Source organism: Microbacterium sp. MMO-113, from assembly GCF_037148555.1.
In the GTDB taxonomy this organism is placed as follows: domain Bacteria; phylum Actinomycetota; class Actinomycetes; order Actinomycetales; family Microbacteriaceae; genus Microbacterium.
On sequence record NZ_JBBCTD010000001.1, the window covers coordinates 631,973 to 651,875 of the forward strand.

20 protein-coding genes are annotated in these 19,903 nt (G+C 70.1%); 12 read left to right on the plus strand and 8 right to left on the minus strand.

Features of this window, described 5'->3' with window-relative positions; genetic code table 11:
• Window positions 1–26: 26 nt before the first annotated feature.
• A complete protein-coding gene (locus WFJ36_RS02930) occupies window positions 27–716 on the minus strand; it encodes a response regulator (RefSeq protein WP_336642610.1) in 690 nt (229 codons plus the stop codon).
• Window positions 713–1,993: a sensor histidine kinase gene (locus WFJ36_RS02935; protein WP_336642611.1), complete on the minus strand. Its 1,281-nt coding sequence runs from the start codon at window positions 1,991–1,993 to the stop codon at window positions 713–715. Before WFJ36_RS02935 ends, WFJ36_RS02930 begins: the two co-directional genes overlap by 4 nt.
• 142 nt (window positions 1,994–2,135) lie before the next feature.
• On the opposite strand from WFJ36_RS02935, the gene WFJ36_RS02940 reads away from it, so the two are divergent.
• Window positions 2,136–3,572 carry a cation:dicarboxylate symporter family transporter gene (locus WFJ36_RS02940; RefSeq protein WP_071328416.1) on the plus strand — a complete coding sequence of 479 codons (1,437 nt, stop codon included), beginning with the start codon at window positions 2,136–2,138 and terminating at the stop codon, window positions 3,570–3,572.
• A gap of 51 nt (window positions 3,573–3,623) precedes the next feature.
• Here WFJ36_RS02940 and WFJ36_RS02945 read toward each other — a convergent pair whose 3' ends face one another.
• A complete protein-coding gene (locus WFJ36_RS02945; RefSeq protein ID WP_071328417.1) occupies window positions 3,624–3,803 on the minus strand; it encodes a DUF5302 domain-containing protein in 180 nt (59 codons plus the stop codon).
• Between the two features lie 226 nt (window positions 3,804–4,029).
• Between WFJ36_RS02945 and WFJ36_RS02950 the strand changes: the two genes are divergently transcribed.
• Window positions 4,030–5,931 carry a GDSL-type esterase/lipase family protein gene (locus WFJ36_RS02950; protein ID WP_336642612.1) on the plus strand — a complete coding sequence of 634 codons (1,902 nt, stop codon included), beginning with the start codon at window positions 4,030–4,032 and terminating at the stop codon, window positions 5,929–5,931.
• 13 nt (window positions 5,932–5,944) lie between these two features.
• On the opposite strand, the gene WFJ36_RS02955 is transcribed toward WFJ36_RS02950, so the two are convergent.
• The gene (locus WFJ36_RS02955) at window positions 5,945–7,255 is read right to left on the minus strand and encodes a UDP-glucose dehydrogenase family protein (RefSeq protein ID WP_292791589.1); all 1,311 of its coding nucleotides are present in this window, start codon (window positions 7,253–7,255) and stop codon (window positions 5,945–5,947) included.
• A 359-nt stretch (window positions 7,256–7,614) separates the two neighbouring features.
• Here WFJ36_RS02955 and WFJ36_RS02960 point away from each other — a divergent pair, with 359 nt between their 5' ends.
• From WFJ36_RS02960 to WFJ36_RS02980, 5 genes are all read left to right on the plus strand, one after another.
• Window positions 7,615–9,888, plus strand: a complete 2,274-nt coding sequence (locus WFJ36_RS02960) for a polyribonucleotide nucleotidyltransferase (protein WP_336642613.1) — start codon at window positions 7,615–7,617, stop codon at window positions 9,886–9,888.
• Between the two features lie 214 nt (window positions 9,889–10,102).
• Window positions 10,103–11,131: an aldo/keto reductase gene (locus WFJ36_RS02965; protein ID WP_071328420.1), complete on the plus strand. Its 1,029-nt coding sequence runs from the start codon at window positions 10,103–10,105 to the stop codon at window positions 11,129–11,131.
• Window positions 11,132–11,204: 73 nt separating this feature from the next.
• Window positions 11,205–11,807: a histidine phosphatase family protein gene (locus WFJ36_RS02970; RefSeq protein WP_025103212.1), complete on the plus strand. Its 603-nt coding sequence runs from the start codon at window positions 11,205–11,207 to the stop codon at window positions 11,805–11,807.
• A gap of 55 nt (window positions 11,808–11,862) precedes the next feature.
• On the plus strand, window positions 11,863–12,603 hold the full coding sequence (gene dapB, locus WFJ36_RS02975; protein WP_071328421.1) for a 4-hydroxy-tetrahydrodipicolinate reductase: 741 nt from the start codon (window positions 11,863–11,865) through the stop codon (window positions 12,601–12,603).
• 23 nt (window positions 12,604–12,626) lie between these two features.
• Window positions 12,627–13,037 (plus strand): hypothetical protein, encoded by a 411-nt coding sequence (locus WFJ36_RS02980; protein ID WP_371259820.1) that lies wholly within the window; start codon window positions 12,627–12,629, stop codon window positions 13,035–13,037.
• A gap of 12 nt (window positions 13,038–13,049) precedes the next feature.
• On the opposite strand, the gene WFJ36_RS02985 is transcribed toward WFJ36_RS02980, so the two are convergent.
• The 3 genes from WFJ36_RS02985 to WFJ36_RS02995 form a co-directional block, all read right to left on the minus strand.
• Window positions 13,050–13,475, minus strand: a complete 426-nt coding sequence (locus WFJ36_RS02985; RefSeq protein WP_292791595.1) for an OsmC family peroxiredoxin — start codon at window positions 13,473–13,475, stop codon at window positions 13,050–13,052.
• An 84-nt stretch (window positions 13,476–13,559) separates the two neighbouring features.
• Window positions 13,560–14,132, minus strand: a complete 573-nt coding sequence (locus tag WFJ36_RS02990; protein WP_071328424.1) for a DUF4395 family protein — start codon at window positions 14,130–14,132, stop codon at window positions 13,560–13,562.
• A complete protein-coding gene (locus WFJ36_RS02995) occupies window positions 14,132–14,554 on the minus strand; it encodes a TlpA family protein disulfide reductase (RefSeq protein WP_336642614.1) in 423 nt (140 codons plus the stop codon). Before WFJ36_RS02995 ends, WFJ36_RS02990 begins: the two co-directional genes overlap by 1 nt.
• A 113-nt stretch (window positions 14,555–14,667) precedes the next feature.
• On the opposite strand from WFJ36_RS02995, the gene WFJ36_RS03000 reads away from it, so the two are divergent.
• From WFJ36_RS03000 to WFJ36_RS03010, 3 genes are read left to right on the plus strand one after another with little or no spacing between them, the layout of a single operon-like run.
• On the plus strand, window positions 14,668–15,477 hold the full coding sequence (locus tag WFJ36_RS03000) for a thymidylate synthase (protein WP_085607322.1): 810 nt from the start codon (window positions 14,668–14,670) through the stop codon (window positions 15,475–15,477).
• A complete protein-coding gene (locus WFJ36_RS03005; RefSeq protein WP_071328427.1) occupies window positions 15,474–15,950 on the plus strand; it encodes a dihydrofolate reductase in 477 nt (158 codons plus the stop codon). The genes WFJ36_RS03000 and WFJ36_RS03005 overlap by 4 nt, the downstream gene beginning before the upstream one ends.
• Window positions 15,950–16,711 carry an SDR family NAD(P)-dependent oxidoreductase gene (locus tag WFJ36_RS03010; protein WP_336642615.1) on the plus strand — a complete coding sequence of 254 codons (762 nt, stop codon included), beginning with the start codon at window positions 15,950–15,952 and terminating at the stop codon, window positions 16,709–16,711. Before WFJ36_RS03005 ends, WFJ36_RS03010 begins: the two co-directional genes overlap by 1 nt.
• Window positions 16,712–16,720: 9 nt before the next feature.
• On the opposite strand, the gene WFJ36_RS03015 is transcribed toward WFJ36_RS03010, so the two are convergent.
• Window positions 16,721–17,074 (minus strand): NUDIX domain-containing protein, encoded by a 354-nt coding sequence (locus WFJ36_RS03015; RefSeq protein ID WP_071328429.1) that lies wholly within the window; start codon window positions 17,072–17,074, stop codon window positions 16,721–16,723.
• A 79-nt stretch (window positions 17,075–17,153) separates the two neighbouring features.
• On the opposite strand from WFJ36_RS03015, the gene dapA reads away from it, so the two are divergent.
• Together dapA and WFJ36_RS03025 are read left to right on the plus strand one after the other, a co-directional pair.
• The gene (dapA, locus tag WFJ36_RS03020; RefSeq protein ID WP_071328430.1) at window positions 17,154–18,131 is read left to right on the plus strand and encodes a 4-hydroxy-tetrahydrodipicolinate synthase; all 978 of its coding nucleotides are present in this window, start codon (window positions 17,154–17,156) and stop codon (window positions 18,129–18,131) included.
• Window positions 18,132–18,184: 53 nt separating this feature from the next.
• The gene (locus WFJ36_RS03025) at window positions 18,185–19,861 is read left to right on the plus strand and encodes a ribonuclease J (protein WP_071328431.1); all 1,677 of its coding nucleotides are present in this window, start codon (window positions 18,185–18,187) and stop codon (window positions 19,859–19,861) included.
• Window positions 19,862–19,903 lie beyond the last annotated feature (42 nt).

Below are 19,903 nucleotides of genomic sequence, written 5' to 3' on the forward strand. Positions count from 1 at the left end.
CGGGGCACCGGCATGTCCGGAGCGGGTCACCCGGAGAGGGCGCGTTCCCGCCAGGCGTACTCGGTCTCGGGGCGCCCCCGCCCGCCAGGGCGGCCGCGGCGCACCGCGACACCTGTGAGGACGAGGTGCTCGAGGTACCGACGCGCGGACACGCGGGACAGTCCCGTACGCTCGGCTGCTTCGCGCGCGGAGAGCGGTCCGCGCCGCCGCAACTCGGCGCGCACGCGCTCGAGGGACGAGGCGGACAACCCCTTGGGGAGGACGACGCTCCCGGTCGCCCGTCCCAGCAGCGCGTCGATCTCCTCCTGCGTGGCCGGTCCGCTGGTCGCCTGCGCGTGCGCGCGGTGGTCCCGATAGTCGTCGAGACGCTCCCGGAAGACCGCGAACGAGAACGGCTTCACGAGGTACTGGAACACACCGAGAGCGGCCATCTGCCGCACGACCTCCGCGTCCCGCACCGCCGTGACGGCGATCACATCGACGGCCGTGGCCCGAGCCCGCAGTGTGCGCAGCACCTCGAGTCCCGAACCGTCGGGCATCGTCACATCGAGCAGGACGAGATCGAACGCGTCCGCTCCGCCCTCTCGGAGGGCCGTCAGCGCTGCGCGCGCGCCCGTGCACTCGCCGGCCACGGCGAAGCCGTCCAGACGCCCCAGATAGGTGCGGTGGAGCTCGAGGGTCAGGGCATCGTCGTCCACGAGCAGGGTGCGGATCATCGGCGGCGTCTCGCGTCGCGCGCGGCCGGTAAGAGCACCCGGAAGGTCGTGGGCGGTCCGAGTACCGTCACCGAGCCTCCCGCGTCCGCCACGACAGACCGCACCAGGGCCAGGCCGACACCACGCCCCTCCGCTCCGGCCGGCTTCGTGGAGTACCCCGATGCGAAGATCCTCTCCCGCAGCTCGGTGGGGATCCCCGGACCGCTGTCTGCCACCTCGAGGAGGATCCCGTCGTCCGCGGTCGGCTCCAGGCGCACGGACACCCACCGCTCCTCTGCGCTCGCGGCCGCGTCGAAGGCGTTGTCGACGAGGTTGCCGAGGACGGCGACGGCATCCACGGCGGACAGCGGGGTACGGGGCGTGTCCGGCGCGATGTGCACCCGCCACTCGATGCCCCGCTCCTTGGCCTGGGAGGCCTTGCCGAGGAGCAGCGCGCCCACGGCGGGATCGCCGTGGCGCCGTGCCGTGACCTGATCCACGAGCGATTGACTCTGCCGGGCGGTGTCGGTGAGGATTCCGATCGCCTCGTCTGCACGCCCCAGCTCCATCAGCGCCACTGCCGTGTGCATCCGGTTGCCGTGTTCGTGCGTCTGGGCGCGGAGGGCCTCACCGAGTGTCCGGATCGACTCGTAGGAGGAGACGGCATCGCGGACATCGCCGGGAGGGAGGTCTCCGGCGAAGCGGCGCGTGACGCGTCGGGCGAGGAGCGCTCCGCCGACGCCCAGCAGCACGAGCGCGCCCGTGAGGGCGAGGGAGAGGGGGAGGCGACGGACGAACGTCTGCGCGATGGTCTCGGTGGTGACGCCTGCGGCCACCCACCCCACGGGGTGTCCGTCGGCGAGGACGGGCACGATCGTCCGGACCGACGGTCCGAGCGTCCCCCGGAACTCCTCGGTGAGCGGGCGAAGGGAGGACGGGATCGTCCCGAGGTAGCGCTCGCCGATCCGGTCCGGCTCGGGGTGCGTCACGCGCACGCCGTCCGTCGTCATCACGGTGACGAAATCGAGGTCGGCGGTGGTCAGGACCTCGCGTGCGTACGGCGCGAGATCGCGCGCCGCAGCCTCCCGGTCACCCGTCTGCAGGGCCGACGAGACAAGCGGGGAGGCGGCGATCGCGGAGGCGGTCGCCGCAGTCACGCGCTCCGCCTCTGCCCTGGCCGCCCGCTGGGCCTCCGCGACGAGGAACACGGCCACCAGGATCCCCAGAAGCACCGTCGTCACGAGGAGCAGCACGAAGACGCGAGAGGCGGCGCTGCGCTCGGGGTCAGGGGACGGCATCGTTCTCCTCGATCGTCGACGGTCGGGACCGTGACCAATACGACCACAAATAGGGCGGGGCCGCGACGCCGGGAGACCGTGGAGGAGCAGCGGCACCGGCGCCGCTGCCGCAGACGACGACGTCGACGATCGAGGAGGACGCATGGCGCTCACGACAGGATTCTCTCTTCCCGGATTCCACTGGAGGCGGGGAAAGCACGCCTGGGACCGGCACACCTGGCTCTACGTGTCGGTCATCATCGCGGTGGTGCTCGGCGCCGCCGTCGGCCTGCTGTGGCCCGAGGTAGGACGGGCGTTCGAACCGCTGGGCACGGCGTTCGTGTCGCTGATCAAGATGATGATCGCCCCGATCATCTTCTGCACCATCGTGGTCGGGGTCGGCTCGATCGCGAAGGCGGCGACCGTCGGCAAGATCGGCGGACTGGCGCTGCTGTACTTCCTCACGATGTCGACGTTCGCGCTGGCGATCGGCCTCGTCGTGGGGAACATCATCCATCCCGGTACCGGCCTCGACATGGCGAACGCGAGCTACGAGACGGAGTCGGGCGACGCGAAGACCACGCAGGAGTTCCTGCTCGGCATCATCCCGGCGACGTTCTTCTCGGCGTTCACCGGGGAGAGCGTCCTCCAGGTGCTCTTCATCGCTCTGCTCGTCGGATTCGCGCTTCAGGGCATGGGGGAGCGCGGGGCGCCGATCATGCAGGCGGTCACCCAGCTCCAGAAGCTTGTCTTCCGAATCCTCGGGATGATCCTCTGGTTGGCGCCCGTGGGTGCTTTCGGCGCCATCGCGGCTGTGGTCGGCAAGACAGGGGCGGCGGCGATCTGGAGCCTCGGCGTCCTGATGGTCGCCTTCTATCTCACGTGCATCGTCTTCATCGTGATCGTCCTCGGGCTCCTGCTCTGGGCGGTCACGCGGGTCAACATCTTCGCGCTCATGAAGTACCTTGCCCGGGAGTATCTGCTGATCGTGGGAACGTCCTCGTCGGAGTCGGCGCTTCCCCGGCTCATCGCGAAACTGGAGCACTTGGGCATCTCGAAGCCGGTCGTGGGCATCACCGTTCCCACCGGCTACTCCTTCAACCTCGACGGAACGGCCATCTACCTCACGATGGCGTCGCTGTTCATCGCGACGGGCATGGGGCAGCCCATGTCGATCGGGGAGCAGATCGGCCTCCTCGTCTTCATGATCATCGCGAGCAAGGGGGCCGCGGGGGTGACCGGCGCTGGTCTGGCGACGCTCGCCGGCGGCCTGCAGGCCTACCGGCCCGATCTGGTTGACGGGGTCGGGGTCATCGTCGGCATCGACCGGTTCATGTCGGAGGGGCGCGCCCTGACGAACTTCACGGGAAACGCCGTGGCCACCCTCCTCATCGGCACCTGGACGAAGCAGATCGACCGCGACCGCGTCGGCCGTGTGCTGTCCGGGGAGCTTCCGTTCGATGAATCGACCCTCGACGGGGTGGACCCGCATGCGGCCCCCGCGGCGGATGCTGTCGGCGTCCCGGAGCTGCAGGAGGCAGCGGTCACCGAGATGGCGGCGAAGGAGGAACGGGCCCGCCAGCGCACACTCGGTCGCTGATCTCGACGCAGAGGATGCGGGAGGCCGGACCGGGCTCCCGCATCCGGGCGGTCAACCGCTCTTGCGTCGGAACTCGCGTCGCGTCTGCGGGGCGTTGGCGGCGTGCACGGCGGAATCGCCGTCGAGGTGAGCCTCGCCCTGCCGGTGGTGCGCGTTCTTCTTCTCGAGCGCTTCCTTGAACTTGCGCTTCAGGTCCTCGGAGGAGGAGCCGGCGCCTTCTTCGGTGCTCATGCTCCCGAGCCTAGAGCACGGGCGGACGAGCGGCGAGGGCACCGCGTCGGTCGCGACCGGCCCCGAGGCGGTGAACGGGAACCGATGCGCGGATAACCGGTGACGGGTGATCCAGCATCCGGTGAACATCCGGTGCCCGACGCCGATTCCCCTCGGCGGGGACGGGGAGCGGCGCCATCCTGAGGGGGTGAGAGTCGCGATCGTCACCGAGTCTTTCCTTCCGCACATGAACGGTGTGACCGGATCCGTGATGCAGATCCTCCGTCACCTGGAGCGCCGAGGGCATGACGCCCGTGTGCTCGCTCCGGCCGCGTTCGGCATCCCGGCAGAGCTGCACGGCGCGCCCGTCACCGCGATTCCCAGCGTCCCGCTCCCGGGGTACCGCGACGTGCGGGTGGGCGCGGCGACCACTCGGAGGATCGGCGCGGAGCTCGACCGCTTCCGTCCCGACGTCGTCCACCTGGCGTCGCCGTTCGCGCTCGGGTGGCGGGGCCTGCTCGCTGCAGAACGCGGCGGAGTCGGAACGGTCGCGGCATACCAGACCGACGTGGCTGCGTACACGGAGAGGTATCGCGTCGCGGTCACGACGGGAATCGCCCATGCCCACATCGCTCGACTGCATCGGAGGGCGACCCTTACCCTCGCGCCGTCCACCGAGTCGGCACAGCAGCTGAGCCGGCTCGGCATCGACCGCATCCGGTCCTGGGGGCGGGGTGTGGACGCCGAGCTCTTCCACCCTTCCCGGCGCAGCGACGCGCTCCGGGACGAGTGGGGAGCCGAGATCGTCATCGGCTACGTCGGACGCCTCGCCGCCGAGAAGCAGGTGGAGGATCTCGCCGCGCTGCACGGCATCCCTGACACGCGTCTCGTCATCGTCGGAGACGGCCCCCGGCGGGAGCGGTTGCAGGAGCAGCTTCCCGACGCCCTGTTCCGCGGGCGGCTCGAGGGGGAGGCGCTCGCCGCGGCGCTGGCCTCCTTCGACGTCTTCGTGCATCCGGGGGAGAGCGAGACCTTCGGACAGACGCTCCAGGAAGCGCATGCGAGCGGTGTCCCCGTGGTCGCGACAGGCAGAGGCGGCCCGCTCGACCTCGTCCGGCCCGGCGTCGACGGGTGGCTGTACCGACCAGGAGACCTCGCAGACCTCCGCCGTCGCGTGACCGATCTCGCCGGAGACGAGCGCCGGCGTCGGGCGTTCGGGGAGGCGGGCTGGAGGGCGGTGCAGGGCCGGAGCTGGGCGCACCTCGGAGATCAGCTCCTGGATCACTTCGAGGAGGCGCGGACGCTGTTCGCCGCGGACCGTCGTCTGCGCGCCCGCCGCCTCGTCCGGCCGGAGCCGGCCCCGCCCGCCCCCTCGCGCCGCTGGCGCCGGATCGTCGCCCTCGGCGACTCGGTGACCGAGGGGCTCTGCGACCCCGGACCCGACGGGGCGCTCCGCGGGTGGGCGGACCGGCTCGCACTGCTCCTCGCCGCGCGGGGAGGCCTTCACTACGCGAACCTCGCGATCCGCTCGAAGCGCGTGGCCGATGTCTGCGGCCGGCAGGTGGAGAGGGCGCTGGACCTCCGCCCCGATCTGGTCACCGTGCTGGTGGGCGCCAACGACCTCGTGAAGCACCGCGTCGACGTGGCCGCGCTCGCCGCGAGCCTGGAGACCGCGGTGCGGCGGCTGCGCGCGACGGGTGCCGACGTGATCCTGGTCACCCCGTTCCTGCCCGCCCGCCGCGCGGCGGTGCTGTACGCCCGGCGCTTCTCCGCCTTCGCCACGGCGCTCGCCGGGGTCGCTGCCCGGGCCGGTGCGATCCTCATCGACACGGATCTGCATCCGGAGCTGGGGGAGCGGCAGCACTGGGGCGAGGACCTCGTGCACCTCGGCAGTCGAGGGCACCGCTTCCTCGCCTATCGCGTCGCGGAGGTGCTCGGGGTGCCGCACGCCGACGCGTTGGGAGCGCTGGATGCGGCGTTGCACGAGAACGAGCCGATCGGACGTGCCGCCTGGTGGCGGCAGTACGCGCTCCCGTGGGTGTGGCGACGACTGCACGGCCGCGCCGCGGGGGACGGACGTCGGGCGAAGCATGACGACTACGTCTACCTCGGGCGCTCGACTGTTCCGCAGGACGCCGGCGTGGTCTGACCGACGGGAGGCCTCAGCGTCGTCCCATCCCGCGGTATGTCCAGCCGGCAGCACGCCAGGCTTCGGCGTCCAGACAGTTCCGCCCGTCGATCACGATACGACCCCTCACGAGTCCGCCGGCGTGCTGCGGAGTGAGCTCGCGGCGGTACTCGTCCCACTCCGTGACGACGACGACCGCGTCCGCGTCCCGCAGGGCGTCGTCCCTGGACGCGGCGTACCCGAGTTGCGGATGCCGTGCGCGGGCGTTTTCGATCGCCGCGGGGTCGGTCACCAGGACGTCGGCGCCCAGTCCCCGCAACCGCACGGCCACCTCCAGAGCGGGAGAATCGCGGACGTCGTCGCTGAAGGGCTTGAATGCCGCGCCGAGGACGGCGATCCTCCGCCCGAAGACGAGGCCGCCGAGGGCATCCACCACCAGCCTCACCGCACGATCCCGTCGGCGGAGGTTGATGGCATCCACCTCGTGCAGGAAGCTGACGGACTGCCCGCGTCCGAGCTCTTCGGCGCGGGCCGCGAACGCGCGGATGTCCTTGGGCAGGCAGCCGCCCCCGAACCCGATCCCCGAGCCGAGGTAACGGCGGCCGATGCGCGAGTCGTGTCCGAGTGCTTCGGCGAGGAGGGTGACGTCCGCTCCGGCCGCCTCGGCGACTTCGGCCATGGCGTTGATGAACGAGATCTTCGTGGCGAGGAAGGCGTTGGCGGCCCCCTTCACGAGCTCCGCGGTGGCGAGGTCGGTCACGAGGAACGGCGAACCCGCGTCGATCGCCGCGGCGTACACGCGGCGGAGCAGATCGACGGCGGCGGCGCCCTGCGGGGAGTCCTCGGCGCCCACCACCAGACGGTCGGGGCGGAGGGTGTCATGGACGGCCCAGCCCTCCCGGAGGAACTCGGGGTTCCAGACGAGGGTCGCGCCGGACTCCGCGATCCGACGGGAGAGACGGGCGGCGGTGCCCACCGGGACCGTCGACTTCCCGGCCACCACCGCGCCCGGCCGCAGGTGGGGGAGCAGCCCGTCGATCGCCGCGTCGACGAAGCGGAGATCGGCCGCGGGGCCGGAGTCGGACTGCGGGGTGCCGACCGCGAGGAAGTGCACCTCCGACCCGGAGGCGGCAGCCGGATCCGCGGCGAAGCGCAACCGCCCTGACCGCACCCCGCCCTCGAGGAGCTCGGCGAGGCCGGGCTCGAAGAAGGGCGCGGCACCCGCGGTGAGGTCGGCGACCTTGCCCTCGTCCACGTCGATCCCCACGACATCGTGCCCGAGCGAGGCCATCGCCGCGGCGTGCACCGCCCCCAGATACCCGCATCCGATCACCGACATCCGCATGGGTTCAGCACAGCCGAGCCGTCTCTCGCTCCGGCGCACGCACGGTGAACGCGGGGTGACGGTCGGGTGTCGGGATCGCGCCGCGCGCGGAACCCTCGGGTCTTGACGGACACGCTGGTAGTGTGGTCGAGGGTGACTCCGGTCACCCGACAATTTCACATCGACTCATGGAGCGATCGGCGGAGAAGCTGGTCCCCTGTGGTGGGTTCCTCGGCGCATGTCGGGTGGCTTTCTACTGGTGGCCAGCGCAGGCGAGATTCGCGGGAGTGCCCGCGCGCCCGAACCCTTCCGTTCCGCTCCTTTGAACACGCTCGCGCGTCACACGGATTCGCGAGTCTAAACAAAGAAGGAGAGACCTCTTGGAAGGTCCTGAAATCACCGCCACCGAGGCCATTCTCGACAACGGCCGCTTCGGCACCCGCACCATCCGCTTCGAAACCGGCCGCCTCGCGCAGCAGGCTCAGGGCGCCGTCGCCGCCTACCTGGACGGCGAGACCATGCTCCTGTCGGCCACGAGCGCGGGCAAGCACCCGCGTGAGGGCTTCGACTTCTTCCCGCTGACGGTCGACGTCGAGGAGCGCTCCTACGCCGCCGGCAAGATCCCCGGCTCGTTCTTCCGTCGTGAGGGTCGTCCCTCGACCGAGGCGATCCTGGTCTGCCGTCTGATCGACCGTCCGCTGCGCCCGTCGTTCGTCGACGGCCTGCGCAACGAGGTCCAGATCGTCATCACGGTCCTCTCGATCGCCCCGGGCGAGTTCTACGACGCCCTCGCGATCAACGCCGCGTCCGCGTCGACCCAGATCTCGGGTCTGCCGTTCTCGGGCCCCGTCGCCGGTGTGCGTCTCGCATTCATCCCCGGCCACGGTCAGCATGAGGACCAGTGGGTCGCGTTCCCGACCGCCGAGCAGGTCTCCGAGGCCGTGTTCGACCTGATCGTCGCCGGTCGCGTGGTCACCAAGGCCGACGGCTCCGAAGACGTCGCGATCATGATGGTCGAGGCCGAGGCGACCGAGGGCAGCTGGAACCTGATCAAGGCCGGTGCCACCAAGCCCGACGAGACCATCGTGGCCCAGGGCCTCGAGGCCTCGAAGCCGTTCATCGCCCAGCTCGTCAAGGCCCAGGCCGAGCTCGCCGCCACCGCGTCGAAGGAGCCGGGCGTCTACCCGGTCTTCCCCGCGTACAGCGACGAGGTCTACGACTTCGTGTCCGAGCGCGCGTTCGCCGAGCTGAGCGACGTCTACCAGATCGCCGACAAGACCGAGCGCCAGAACGCCGACGACGCGATCAAGGACCGCGTCAAGGCCGAGCTCATCGAGGCCACCGAGGCGGGTTCGCTCCCGGCCGCGGCCCCGCTGGAGTTCTCCGCGGCGTACAAGTCCGTCACGAAGAAGATCGTCCGCGGTCGCATCCTCACCGAGGGCACCCGAATCGACGGTCGTGGGCTGGCGGACATCCGTCCGCTCGACGCCGAGGTGCAGGTCATCCCGCGCGTGCACGGCTCCGCGATCTTCCAGCGCGGCGAGACCCAGATCATGGGTGTCACCACGCTGAACATGCTCAAGATGGAGCAGCAGATCGACTCGCTGTCGCCCACGACCAGCAAGCGCTACATGCACCACTACAACTTCCCGCCCTACTCGACCGGTGAGACCGGCCGCGTGGGTTCGCCGAAGCGTCGCGAGATCGGGCACGGCTTCCTCGCCGAGCGCGCTCTGGTGCCGGTGCTGCCGAGCCGCGAGGAGTTCCCGTACGCGATCCGTCAGGTGTCCGAGGCGCTGAGCTCCAACGGCTCCACGTCGATGGGCTCCGTCTGCGCGTCGACCCTCTCGCTGCTGAACGCGGGTGTGCCGCTGCGCGCTCCGGTCGCCGGCATCGCGATGGGTCTCGTCTCGGACGAGGTCAACGGGGAGACCCGCTACGCGGCGCTGACCGACATCCTGGGTGCGGAGGACGCGCTCGGCGACATGGACTTCAAGGTCGCCGGTACGAGCGAGTTCGTCACCGCCATCCAGCTCGACACGAAGCTCGACGGCATCCCGTCGTCGGTGCTCGCGGGCGCTCTGACCCAGGCCAAGGACGCTCGACTGACCATCCTCAACGTCCTGAACGCCGCGATCGACGCCCCGGACGAGATGGCGCCCACCGCGCCGCGCGTCATCAGCGTCCAGATCCCGGTGGACAAGATCGGCGAGCTGATCGGCCCGAAGGGCAAGACGATCAACGCGATCCAGGACGAGACCGGCGCGCAGATCTCCATCGAGGAGGACGGCACCGTCTACATCGGCGCGACCGACGGCCCCTCGGCCGAGGCCGCCCGTGCCCAGGTCAACGCGATCGCCAACCCGACCAACCCGGAGGTCGGCGAGCAGTTCCTCGGCACCGTCGTGAAGATCGCCACCTTCGGCGCCTTCATCTCGCTGCTCCCGGGCAAGGACGGTCTCCTGCACGTCACCGAGGTGCGCAAGCTCGCCGGTGGCAAGCGTGTGGAGAACGTCGAGGACGTGCTCTCCGTCGGCCAGAAGATCCTCGTGAAGATCACGAAGATCGACGACCGTGGCAAGCTGTCGCTCGAGCCCGTGCTCGACGACGCGCCCGCTGCGGACGAGGCTCCGGCTGAGGACGCCGCCGAGTAGGACACGGCTGACACGGAACCCGGGCTCCTCCGTCAGGAGGGGCCCGGGTTCCGTCGTCTGTGCCGTGATCGAAACGTTATGGGAAGTTTGCGTGGCGTTCCCCGGATTGGTCGGGACGTTCGCGCACGTCGCATACCCTCGAAGTACGCACCGGGGGGTGCCAGCGAAGCAGTGATGTCGATCGGCTCCGGCCGATCGCGGCGGGGGTGAGAGTATGCGGTTGTTCAGCGTAGGCGCAGGAACACCTGCTGAACGCGCCCCGCAGGAGCATGAGGACCACCCCTCCGCACCCATCCCGATCGTCGGTCCCGGCGTCGGGGAGTCCATCCGCGCCGCCCTCGGCGAGACCGGGTACGAGACGTTCCCGCTCATGCTCGGTGCCGCGGAGTTCGGATGGAACGTCGATCTCGAGACCAGCCACGGCATCCTCGACCGCTACGTGGAGTTCGGCGGCAACGCCATCCATACCGCAGACGGGTTCTCCGGCGGTCGGAGTGAGCACATCCTCGGACAGTGGCTGCGGTCGCGGGACCAGCGCGAGCGCGTGGTCCTGAGCGTGCGCATCGGCGCGCACGCCGACAACCCCGGTCTGGGCTCGGTCAACCTCGTCCGTGCGGTCGAGGGCTCGCTCACCCGGCTCGGCGTCGAGCGCATCGACGTGCTGTACCTGGATGCCACGTTGGATGCGACCACCAACCTCGAGGACACCCTGGCCACGGTCGAGTGGCTCATCGAGGCGGGGAAGATCGGGGCGCTCGGCGCGTACGGCTTCACTCCGGAGAGGCTCGTCGAGGCGCGCATCCTCGCGTCCGCGGGATACCCCAGGATCACGGTGATCGACACACCGTACAACCTCGTGCGTCGGCAGCCGTTCGAGGGCGATCTGCGGCTCGTCGCCGGCGCTCAGAACCTCGCCGTGACGCCGTCCCATGCGCTGGAGCACGGGTTCCTGTCGGGCCGTCATCGGACCAAGGCGATCGCCTCGCGTGGCGTCCGCGGCGAACAGCTGCGGGGTCACCTCAACCGCCGCGGGACCAAGGTGCTGCGGGCGCTCGATCAGGTGGCCGCGGAATTGGCCGTCCCCGTGGCGGCCGTCTCCATCGCGTGGCTGCTCGCGCAGCGTACGGTCGCCGCGCCGATCGTGAACACGTTCGCGACCGACCACGTCGACGAGCTCATGCAGGGCGCTGGTGTCACGTTGTCCCGGGTGCAGGTTGCCGACCTCACCCGCGCGGGCGCCTGAGCGTGCGTCGCCCGTGACATAGGGTGGAAGAGGAAGACCGGCGGATGCTGGCGATGAGGCGAGCGAGCGAGTTGTGACGCACTACATATATCTGGTCAGACACGGTGAACATCAGGATGCCGAGCACGGCCTCGCCGACGGACCCCTGTCGCCGCGCGGCCAGCGGCAGGCGGAGCTCATCGCGGACCGCCTGTCCGGCCTCCCGCTCGACGCCGTGTGGCATTCGCCGCTCCTCCGCGCCGCGGAGACGGCGCGTGCCATCGCCGGCCGGCTCCCGTCCGTGGATCCGGAGCCGTCCGCCCTGCTCTTCGACTGCGTGCCGACGGGGATGACGGAGGAGACGCCGGCGGTGTTCGAGCCCTTCTTCGGTTCTGTGACCGAGGCGGAGATCGAGGCGGGCCGCGCGCAGATGTCGGATGCTGTCAACGAGTTCCTCGTGCGGAAGACCGGCGACGTGCACGAGGTGCTCATCACTCACAACTTCGTGATCTCGTGGTTCGTGCGGGAGGTCCTCGCCGCGCCGGATTGGCGCTGGATGACTCTCAACCAGTCACATTGCGGTCTGACGGTGATCGCCCAGAAGCAGGGACGGCCGTGGACCCTGCTCACGCACAACGACACCGGCCATCTTCCGATGGAGCTGCGGACGGGCATCCCGGACGCGCTGCTGGTGTGATCGACGCCTCCGCGTGCCGCGACCTCCGCCCGACGCCCGGAAATAGACTGGACGCATGACCACGAAGGTAGCCCTCGTCGGCGGGACCGGAAAGCTCGGAACGATCATCGGCGCCGTGATCGCTGAGCTGGACGGCTTCGAGGTGAGCCGCGTCCTGACGTCGGCGAGCGACCTCTCGGAGCTCGCGGGTGCCGACCTCGTGATCGACGCTTCCACACCGCAGGTCAGCATCGACGTAGTGCGCACGGCGGTGGATCACGGTCTCAACATCCTCGTCGCCACCTCCGGCTGGTCGGCGGAGCGGATCGCCCTCGTCCGGCCGCTCGTCGAGGCCGCCGACACCGGGGCGGTCTTCATCCCGAACTTCTCCCTCGGCTCGGTTCTCGGCTCGGCCCTCGCCGCGGCCGCCGCACCCTACTTCGGTTCGGCGGAGATCGTCGAGGCGCACCGGGAGACCAAGGTCGACTCGCCGAGCGGGACGGCCGTCCGCACCGCGGAGCTCATCGCCGCCGCGCGTGCGACCCAGGGTCCGGTGAGTGCGCCGCATGCGGATCAGCGCGCCCGAGGACAGCAGGTCGGCAGCGTGCCCATCCACTCGCTCCGCCGTCCAGGGGTGATCGCCAAGCAGGAGGTCATCCTGTCCGGTCCGGGGGAGTCGCTGACCTTCACGCATGACACCACCGACCCGGCCCTGGCGTATGCGCCGGGGATCCGCCTGGCCGTGCCCTATGCGGCCACCGCCACCGGCGTCGTGGTCGGCCTGGAGAACATGCTCGACATCGGCCTCCGCTCGTGATGTCGCGGATCGGGGTCGGGCTGATGGCTGCGGCCCTCCTGCTCTACCTCGTCGTGGCGGGCTGGCTGGCCGTCATGTTCCTCGCCGTGGGGACGCCCGTCTCCATCGGGATGGGCATCACGCTCCTCGTGCTCGCACCTGTGGGTGGGTGGGCGCTGGTGCGCGAGATGCTCTTCGGGTTCGGTGCCGACCGCCTGGGCCGGCTGCTCGACGCCGAGGGCGGCATGCCGCCGGTCGAGACCGAGCTGACGCCCAGCGGACGCATCGCCCGCAAGGATGCGGACGCGCTCGTCGCGCGGTACACGGCGGAGGCGGAGGCGGCGCCCACCGACTGGCGGGCGCGCTATCGCCTCGGCGTCGTGCAGGACGCGGCCGGACGCCGCAAGGACGCCAGGGCGAGCATTCGGCGGGCGATCAGCCTGTCCCGCGCCTGACGTCGGACGGGTTCAGGCCAGCGTCGCCTCGAGCGTGATCTCGATGCCCGCGAGCGCCTGGGACACCGGGCATCCGGTCTTCGCCGCCTCGGCGATCTCCCGGAACTTCTCGGCGGTCAGACCCGGCACGGTGGCGTTGACGTTGAGGTGGCTGCCGGTGATGCCGACGCCGGGCTTGAACGTCACCGAGGCGCTGGTGTCGACGCGCTCCGGGGGCGTGCCGTTCTCGGCGAGCGCGTGCGAGAGCGCCATGCTGAAGCAGGACGCGTGGGCTGCGGCGATGAGCTCCTCCGGCGTCGTGGTCGTGTCGCTGCCCTCGCTGCGGGACTTCCAGTCGATCGGGAACGTGCCCAGATGCGAGGAGGAGAAGGCGACCGTGCCGGAACCCTCCGTGAGCGATCCGGTCCAGGTCGCGGCGGCTTCACTGGTGACGGGCATGATTCCTCCGGTTCTGACGCCACCGGGGGAGCGGCGTCGCTTGGTGGTCAGCCTACCGAGCGACCGGGCCGTCGGGAACCGGCGTCAGGCGGCGCGGCGCGGTCGTCCGGTGAGCCCGACGCGCTGCAGCAGGAGGTAGAGCTGGCAGCCCAGGCAGAAGGCGAACGCGGCGTTGAGGAAAGCGGCGAGGAACGCCGCAGCGGTGGCGATCGGCAAGGCCCACGGCACGCCGGCGAGGTGGAGCAGGAGGCCGAGTCCCACCACGACGAGGCCGACGCCCTGGGCGAACCGCGGGGGACGGGGGTCCTCCAGCTCGGCGGGTGGCGCGAGGCGCGGACGGACGAGGCGGCGGTAGAGGACGCCCCACGGTGCGGTGGCGGGAGAGACGACGCCCCAGAGGAACAGGAGCGCGATCAGCGTGGCGAGGAGGAAGCCAGGGTCGAGGACGCGCGCGACAGGCCCTGCGGCGGAGACCGCCCAGCCGCCTCCTCCGATGAACGCGAACTCCGACGATGCCGTGAGCGCGAACCAGCGATCGGCGGTCCGCGCGGTGGAGATCCCGATGAGGGCCAGGAACGTCGCGACGGCGAGCAGGACTGCGGTGATCCCGGCGGCGAATCGGGGCCCGCGCGGATCGATTCCGGGGGGAGGGGTCATCATCTGCTCCAGACGGCGGCGAGGGCGTGGGTCAGGCTCTCGCGAGCGGGTATGCCCGCAAACCGGGCCTTGACGCGCCCGGTGGCGTCGAGCACGAAGGTGGTCGGTGTCTGCAGCACACGGTAGCGCGCGGAGAGATCCGGACGGTGCGTGAGATCGATCTCGATGTGCGCGAGGCCGGCGTCCCCGGACGCATAGGAGCCCAGAAGACGACGCACCTGGGGGCAGCGGGCGCAGGTCTCCGTGCTGAACTGCACGAGCGTCGCGGTGGCACCCAGCGCCGCGCCCTGCGCATCGGCCGGATCGAACCGCAGATCGCCGCCGTCGCGGCGGCGGCCCTCTCTCCCGCGGAGCACGAGACCGACCACGGTGGCGAGCACCAGAAGCGCTGCCAGGGCGGCGAAAGCGAGCGCGGGGGACATCCCTCGAGGCTAGAGCCGCGGCTGTGGAAGCGTCGCGATGTTTCAGTACGTGACGCGCGGATCGCGTCACGGTCACCGCCTCCGACGGGAGCGGGGCGGGTATCCTGACAACCATGAGCGCCGCTGTCCCGACTCCGTACGAAGACCTGCTCCGCGATGTGCTCGAGACGGGCACGCACAAGAGCGATCGCACCGGGACGGGGACCACGAGCGTGTTCGGTCGCCAGATCCGCTTCGACCTCGCGCAGGGGTTCCCCCTCATCACCACGAAGCGCGTCCATTTCAAGTCCATCGCGTACGAGCTGCTCTGGTTCCTGCGCGGCGACTCCAACGTCCGCTGGCTGCAGGAGAACGGCGTCTCGATCTGGGACGAGTGGGCGGACGAGGACGGCGACCTCGGCCCGGTGTACGGCGTCCAGTGGCGGTCCTGGCCGACTCCCGACGGCGGCAGCATCGATCAGCTGACCGAGGTCATCGAGCAGATCCGGCGCTCACCCGACTCGCGGCGCCTGCTCGTCTCCGCCTGGAATCCCGCGGACATCCCGGACATGGCCCTCGCACCGTGCCACGCACTGTTCCAGTTCTACGTCGCCGACGGAAAGCTCTCCTGCCAGCTCTACCAGCGCAGCGCGGACATGTTCCTCGGCGTCCCCTTCAACATCGCCTCCTACGCGCTGCTGACGATGATGATCGCGCAGCAGGTGGGGCTGGAGCCCGGCGACTTCGTGTGGACCGGCGGGGACTGCCACGTCTACGACAACCACGTCGAGCAGGTGCGCGAGCAGCTCACGCGAGAGGCCTACCCGTACCCGACGCTGCGCTTCGCGCGGAAGCCGGAGTCGATCTTCGACTACCGGTTCGAGGACTTCGTCGTCGAGGACTACCAGCACCACGCACCGATCAGGGCGGCGGTGGCGGTATGACCTGGGTGGGGCTCATCTGGGCCGAGGCCGCCGGCGGCGTGATCGGCGCCGAGGGCGGCATGCCCTGGTATGTGCCGGAGGATCTGGCGCACTTCAAGGAGACCACCCAGGGCGCGCCGGTCGTCATGGGACGCAAGACCTGGGATTCGCTGCCCGAGCGATTCCGCCCCCTGCCCGGTCGCGACAACATCGTCGTGACCCGCCAGCAGGACTGGACCGCGGAGGGCGCCCGCCGTGCGGCCACGGTGTCCGAGGGCGTCCGCGGTCGGGAGAAGGTGTGGATCATCGGCGGCGCGGAGATCTTCCGTCAGGTGATCGCCGATGCCGACCGCCTCGAGGTCACGGAGCTCGACCTCGAGGTCGACGGCGACACCTTCGCTCCGCCGAAGACCGGATGGCGCGTGGTGGATGAGGGGGAGTGGCAGACCTCCCGCACCGGTGTCCGGTATCGCTTCCTGAGGTACGAGCGCTGATGCCCACCGCACTGATCACCGGAGCCAGCGCCGGGCTGGGCGCCGAGTTCGCCCGTCAGCTGGCTCGTCGGCGCGCCGATCTCGTGCTCGTCGCCCGCTCGGAGGAATCGCTGTCCGCTCTCGCGGGGGAGCTGCGCGGCGAGTGGGGAGTCGCTGTCGAGGTCCTCCCGGCCGATCTGTCCGAGGAGGCCGGCGTCGAGCGCGTCGCGGCTCGACTCCGCGATCGGGACGACCCGATCGACCTGCTCGTGAACAACGCCGGGTTCGGGTTGCCGTTGCAGTTCGCCGACAACGACATCGAAGACGAGGTGCGGCACCTGCGCGTGCACGTCGAGGCCTCCATGCGCCTGATGCATGCGGCCCTGCAGACCATGCGGAGGCGGGGAGGCAGGATCATCAACGTCGCGTCGGTGGCCGGGTTCATCTCGCGGTCGACGTACTCGGCGTGCAAGGCCTGGCTCATCGACTTCAGCCGATGGGCGAACACGGCCTACGGTCCGGACGGCGTGAGCGTCACGGCGCTCTGCCCCGGTTTCACACACACCTCCTTCCACGAGCGGATGGGCCTCGCGGTCGGCGAGGAGAGCGTGCCGACCTTCCTGTGGCTCGATGCCCGCGATGTCGTTCGCGAAGGGCTCCGCGACGCCGCGCGCGGGAAGTCCGTGTCCATCCCCTCGCTGCGCTACAAGGCCGTCGTGGCCGCGACGAAGGTGCTGCCCCGATCCTTCACTGCGGCTATAGCCCGTCGCGGCCGGGTCTGACGCTTCCGGTCAGCGGAATCGCCCGAGGCGGATCCCGGCGAGAGCGAGCGTGCTGCCGAGGTGCTCCCACCGGTGCGCACGGTACCCGGACTCCTCCCGGAGCTCGCGTTCCGCGGCGGCACGCGGGTCCTCGCCGTCGGTGCCGCCGGCGGGCACCTCGACGGACGGGCCGATCGTGTAGCGATCGACGGTGACCAGGCAGACCCGGTCGTCGGCGTCCATCGCGACGATGAAGACCGCCGGGTTCTTGACCGTCATCACGCCGTAGACGCCCGGGCCGCCCGGCCTGGTGACGTCGTCCTCGCGGACGCGGATCCAGGCGTTCTCGTAGGTCGTGCGTGAGGCGTGCGCGATCCAACCCATCGTGCGAGCCTACGGCCGACGGAGCAGGAGCATGCGGACGCGTCCGCGACAGCGGCATCCGACCCGATACGCTGGACGCATGACGCACTCGGGCAACCCTTTCGGACAGGTTCTCGTCGCGCTCGTCACTCCGATGACGGCCGACGGCGAAGTCGACTGGCCCGCCGTCGAGAAGCACATCGATGACGTGATCACCGCAGGCGCGGACGGCATCGTCGTGACGGGAACGACCGGCGAGACCTCGACCCTGACGGACCCCGAGAAGCTCAAGCTCGTCGAGGTCGGTAAGTCCGTCTCCGCAGGCCGCGCGAAGATCATCACCGGCGGCGGATCGAACGAGACCGCGCACGCCATCGAGCTGTACAAGGCCAGTGAGAAGGCCGGCGCCGACGGCATCATGATCGTCACGCCGTACTACAACAAGCCGACGCAGGCGGGCATCCTCACGCACTTCCGGCTCGTCGCCGACGCCACCGACCTGCCGGTCATCCTGTACGACATCCCCGGGCGGACCGGGGTCCCGATCAAGTACGAGACGATCCTCCGGCTCGCGAAGCACCCGAACATCCTCGCGGTGAAGGATGCCAAGGGCGACTTCTCCGAGGTGAGCCGTGTGCTCAACCAGACCGACCTCATGTACTACTCCGGTGACGACGCGAACGTGCTGCCGCACCTGTCGATCGGGGCGACCGGCCTCATCGGCGTGACGGCGAACGTCGCCGCTGCTCCGTACCGGACCATCATCGATGCGGTGAACCGGGGCGACCTCGCCACCGCGACGGCCGAGCACAAGCGACTGGAGCCGCTCGTCCGGGCGGTCATGACGCACGTCCCCGGAACGGTCGCCGCGAAGTACATCCTGCACGGGCTGGGCCGTATCTCCAGTCCGCGTGTCCGCCTTCCCCTCGTCGGCCCGGAGGAGTGGGAGGCCGCCCTCATCGAGGACGAGCTCGATCTCGTCAGCGGCGTGCCGGGGGCGGACTTCTCGAACTTCCGGCCCGACCGCAACGCGGCCGCGGGCGGCGCCCTGCCGAAGGTGCACGGCACGACGCGCTGAGCCGCGTCACCATGAACGAACGGACGCGTGGAGTGTCCGACTGAGGAGACAGCATGTCCATTCCCCTGGCCGAACCGTCCGCTCTCGACGAAGGGACGCTCCGGGTCATCCCGATCGGCGGCCTGGGGGAGATCGGTCGCAACATGACCGTGTTCGAGTACGCGGGCAAGATCCTGATCGTGGACTGCGGGGTCCTCTTCCCGGAGGAGCACCAGCCGGGCGTCGACCTCATCCTCCCCGATTTCGAACCCATCCGCGATCGTCTCGACGACATCGTGGGCGTGGTGCTGACACACGGGCACGAAGACCACATCGGGGCCGTTCCCTACCTGCTGCGGCTGAAGAGCGACATCCCGCTGATCGGCTCCGGACTCACGCTCGCCCTCGTCGAGGCGAAGCTGAAGGAGCACCGCATCAAGGCCTTCACCCTGACGGTGAAGGAAGGTCAGCAGGAGAAGGTCGGACCGTTCGACCTCGAGTTCGTCGCGGTGAACCATTCCATCCCGGACGCGCTGGCCGTCGCGATCCGCACCCCCGCGGGCATGGCACTCGCCACCGGCGACTTCAAGATGGACCAGCTGCCGCTGGACGGCCGCATCACCGATCTGCGCGCGTTCTCGCGCCTGGGGGAGGAGGGGGTCGACCTCTTCCTCGTCGACTCCACGAACGCCGACGTGCCCGGCTTCACGCCCACGGAGCGCTCCATCGGCCCTGTCCTCGACCAGGTCATCGGCAAGGCTCCGCGGCGGGTGATCGTCGCAAGCTTCTCCAGCCACGTGCACCGCGTGCAGCAGGTCATCGACGCCGCGCACGCGCACGGACGTCGGGTCGCGTTCCTCGGCCGCAGCATGGTCCGCAACATGACGATCGCGGAGCAGCTCGGCTACCTCAAGGTCCCGGCGGGGGTGCTGATCGACTTCAAGAAGGCGCGCGACCTCCCGGACGAGCAGATCGTCTACATGTCGACCGGTTCGCAGGGGGAGCCGATGGCCGTGCTGAGCCGCATGGCCAACATGGACCACGCCATCGAGGTGAGCGAGGGCGACACGGTCATCCTGGCGTCGAGCCTCATCCCGGGCAACGAGAACGCCGTCTACCGCGTCATCGACGGGCTCACGAAGCTGGGCGCGAACGTCGTGCACAAGGCCAACGCGCGGGTGCACGTGTCGGGGCACGCCGCGGCCGGCGAGCTGCTCTACTGCTACAACATCCTCCAGCCGAAGAACGTCCTCCCTGTCCACGGGGAGTACCGGCACCTGATCGCCAACGCCAAGCTCGCCCAGGACACCGGGATCCCCGAGCAGAACACGATCATCGCCTCCAACGGCACCGTGATCGACCTGAAGGATGGTGTCGCCCGGGTGGCCGGGCAGCTCGACCTCGGGTTCGTCTACGTCGACGGCTCGACCGTCGGCGAGATCACCGATGCCGACCTCAAGGACCGCCGCATCCTCGGTGAGGAGGGGTTCATCTCGGTCATCGTCGTGGTGGACGCCGCCACCGGGCGCATCATCTCCGGTCCGGAGATCCATGCCCGCGGTGTCGCCGAGGACGACGCGGTCTTCGACGACGTCGCACCGAAGATCGTCGCCGCCCTGAAGGAGGCGTCCGGCAACGGCGTGCGCGACACGCACGCGCTGTCGCAGGTGGTGCGTCGCACGATCGGCCGCTGGGTGAACCAGAAGCTGCGCCGTCGTCCGATGATCGTCCCTCTCGTCATCGAGGCCTGACCCTCGGATCACGGCGCGCCCTCGCGCGCCGTGATCGTCGAG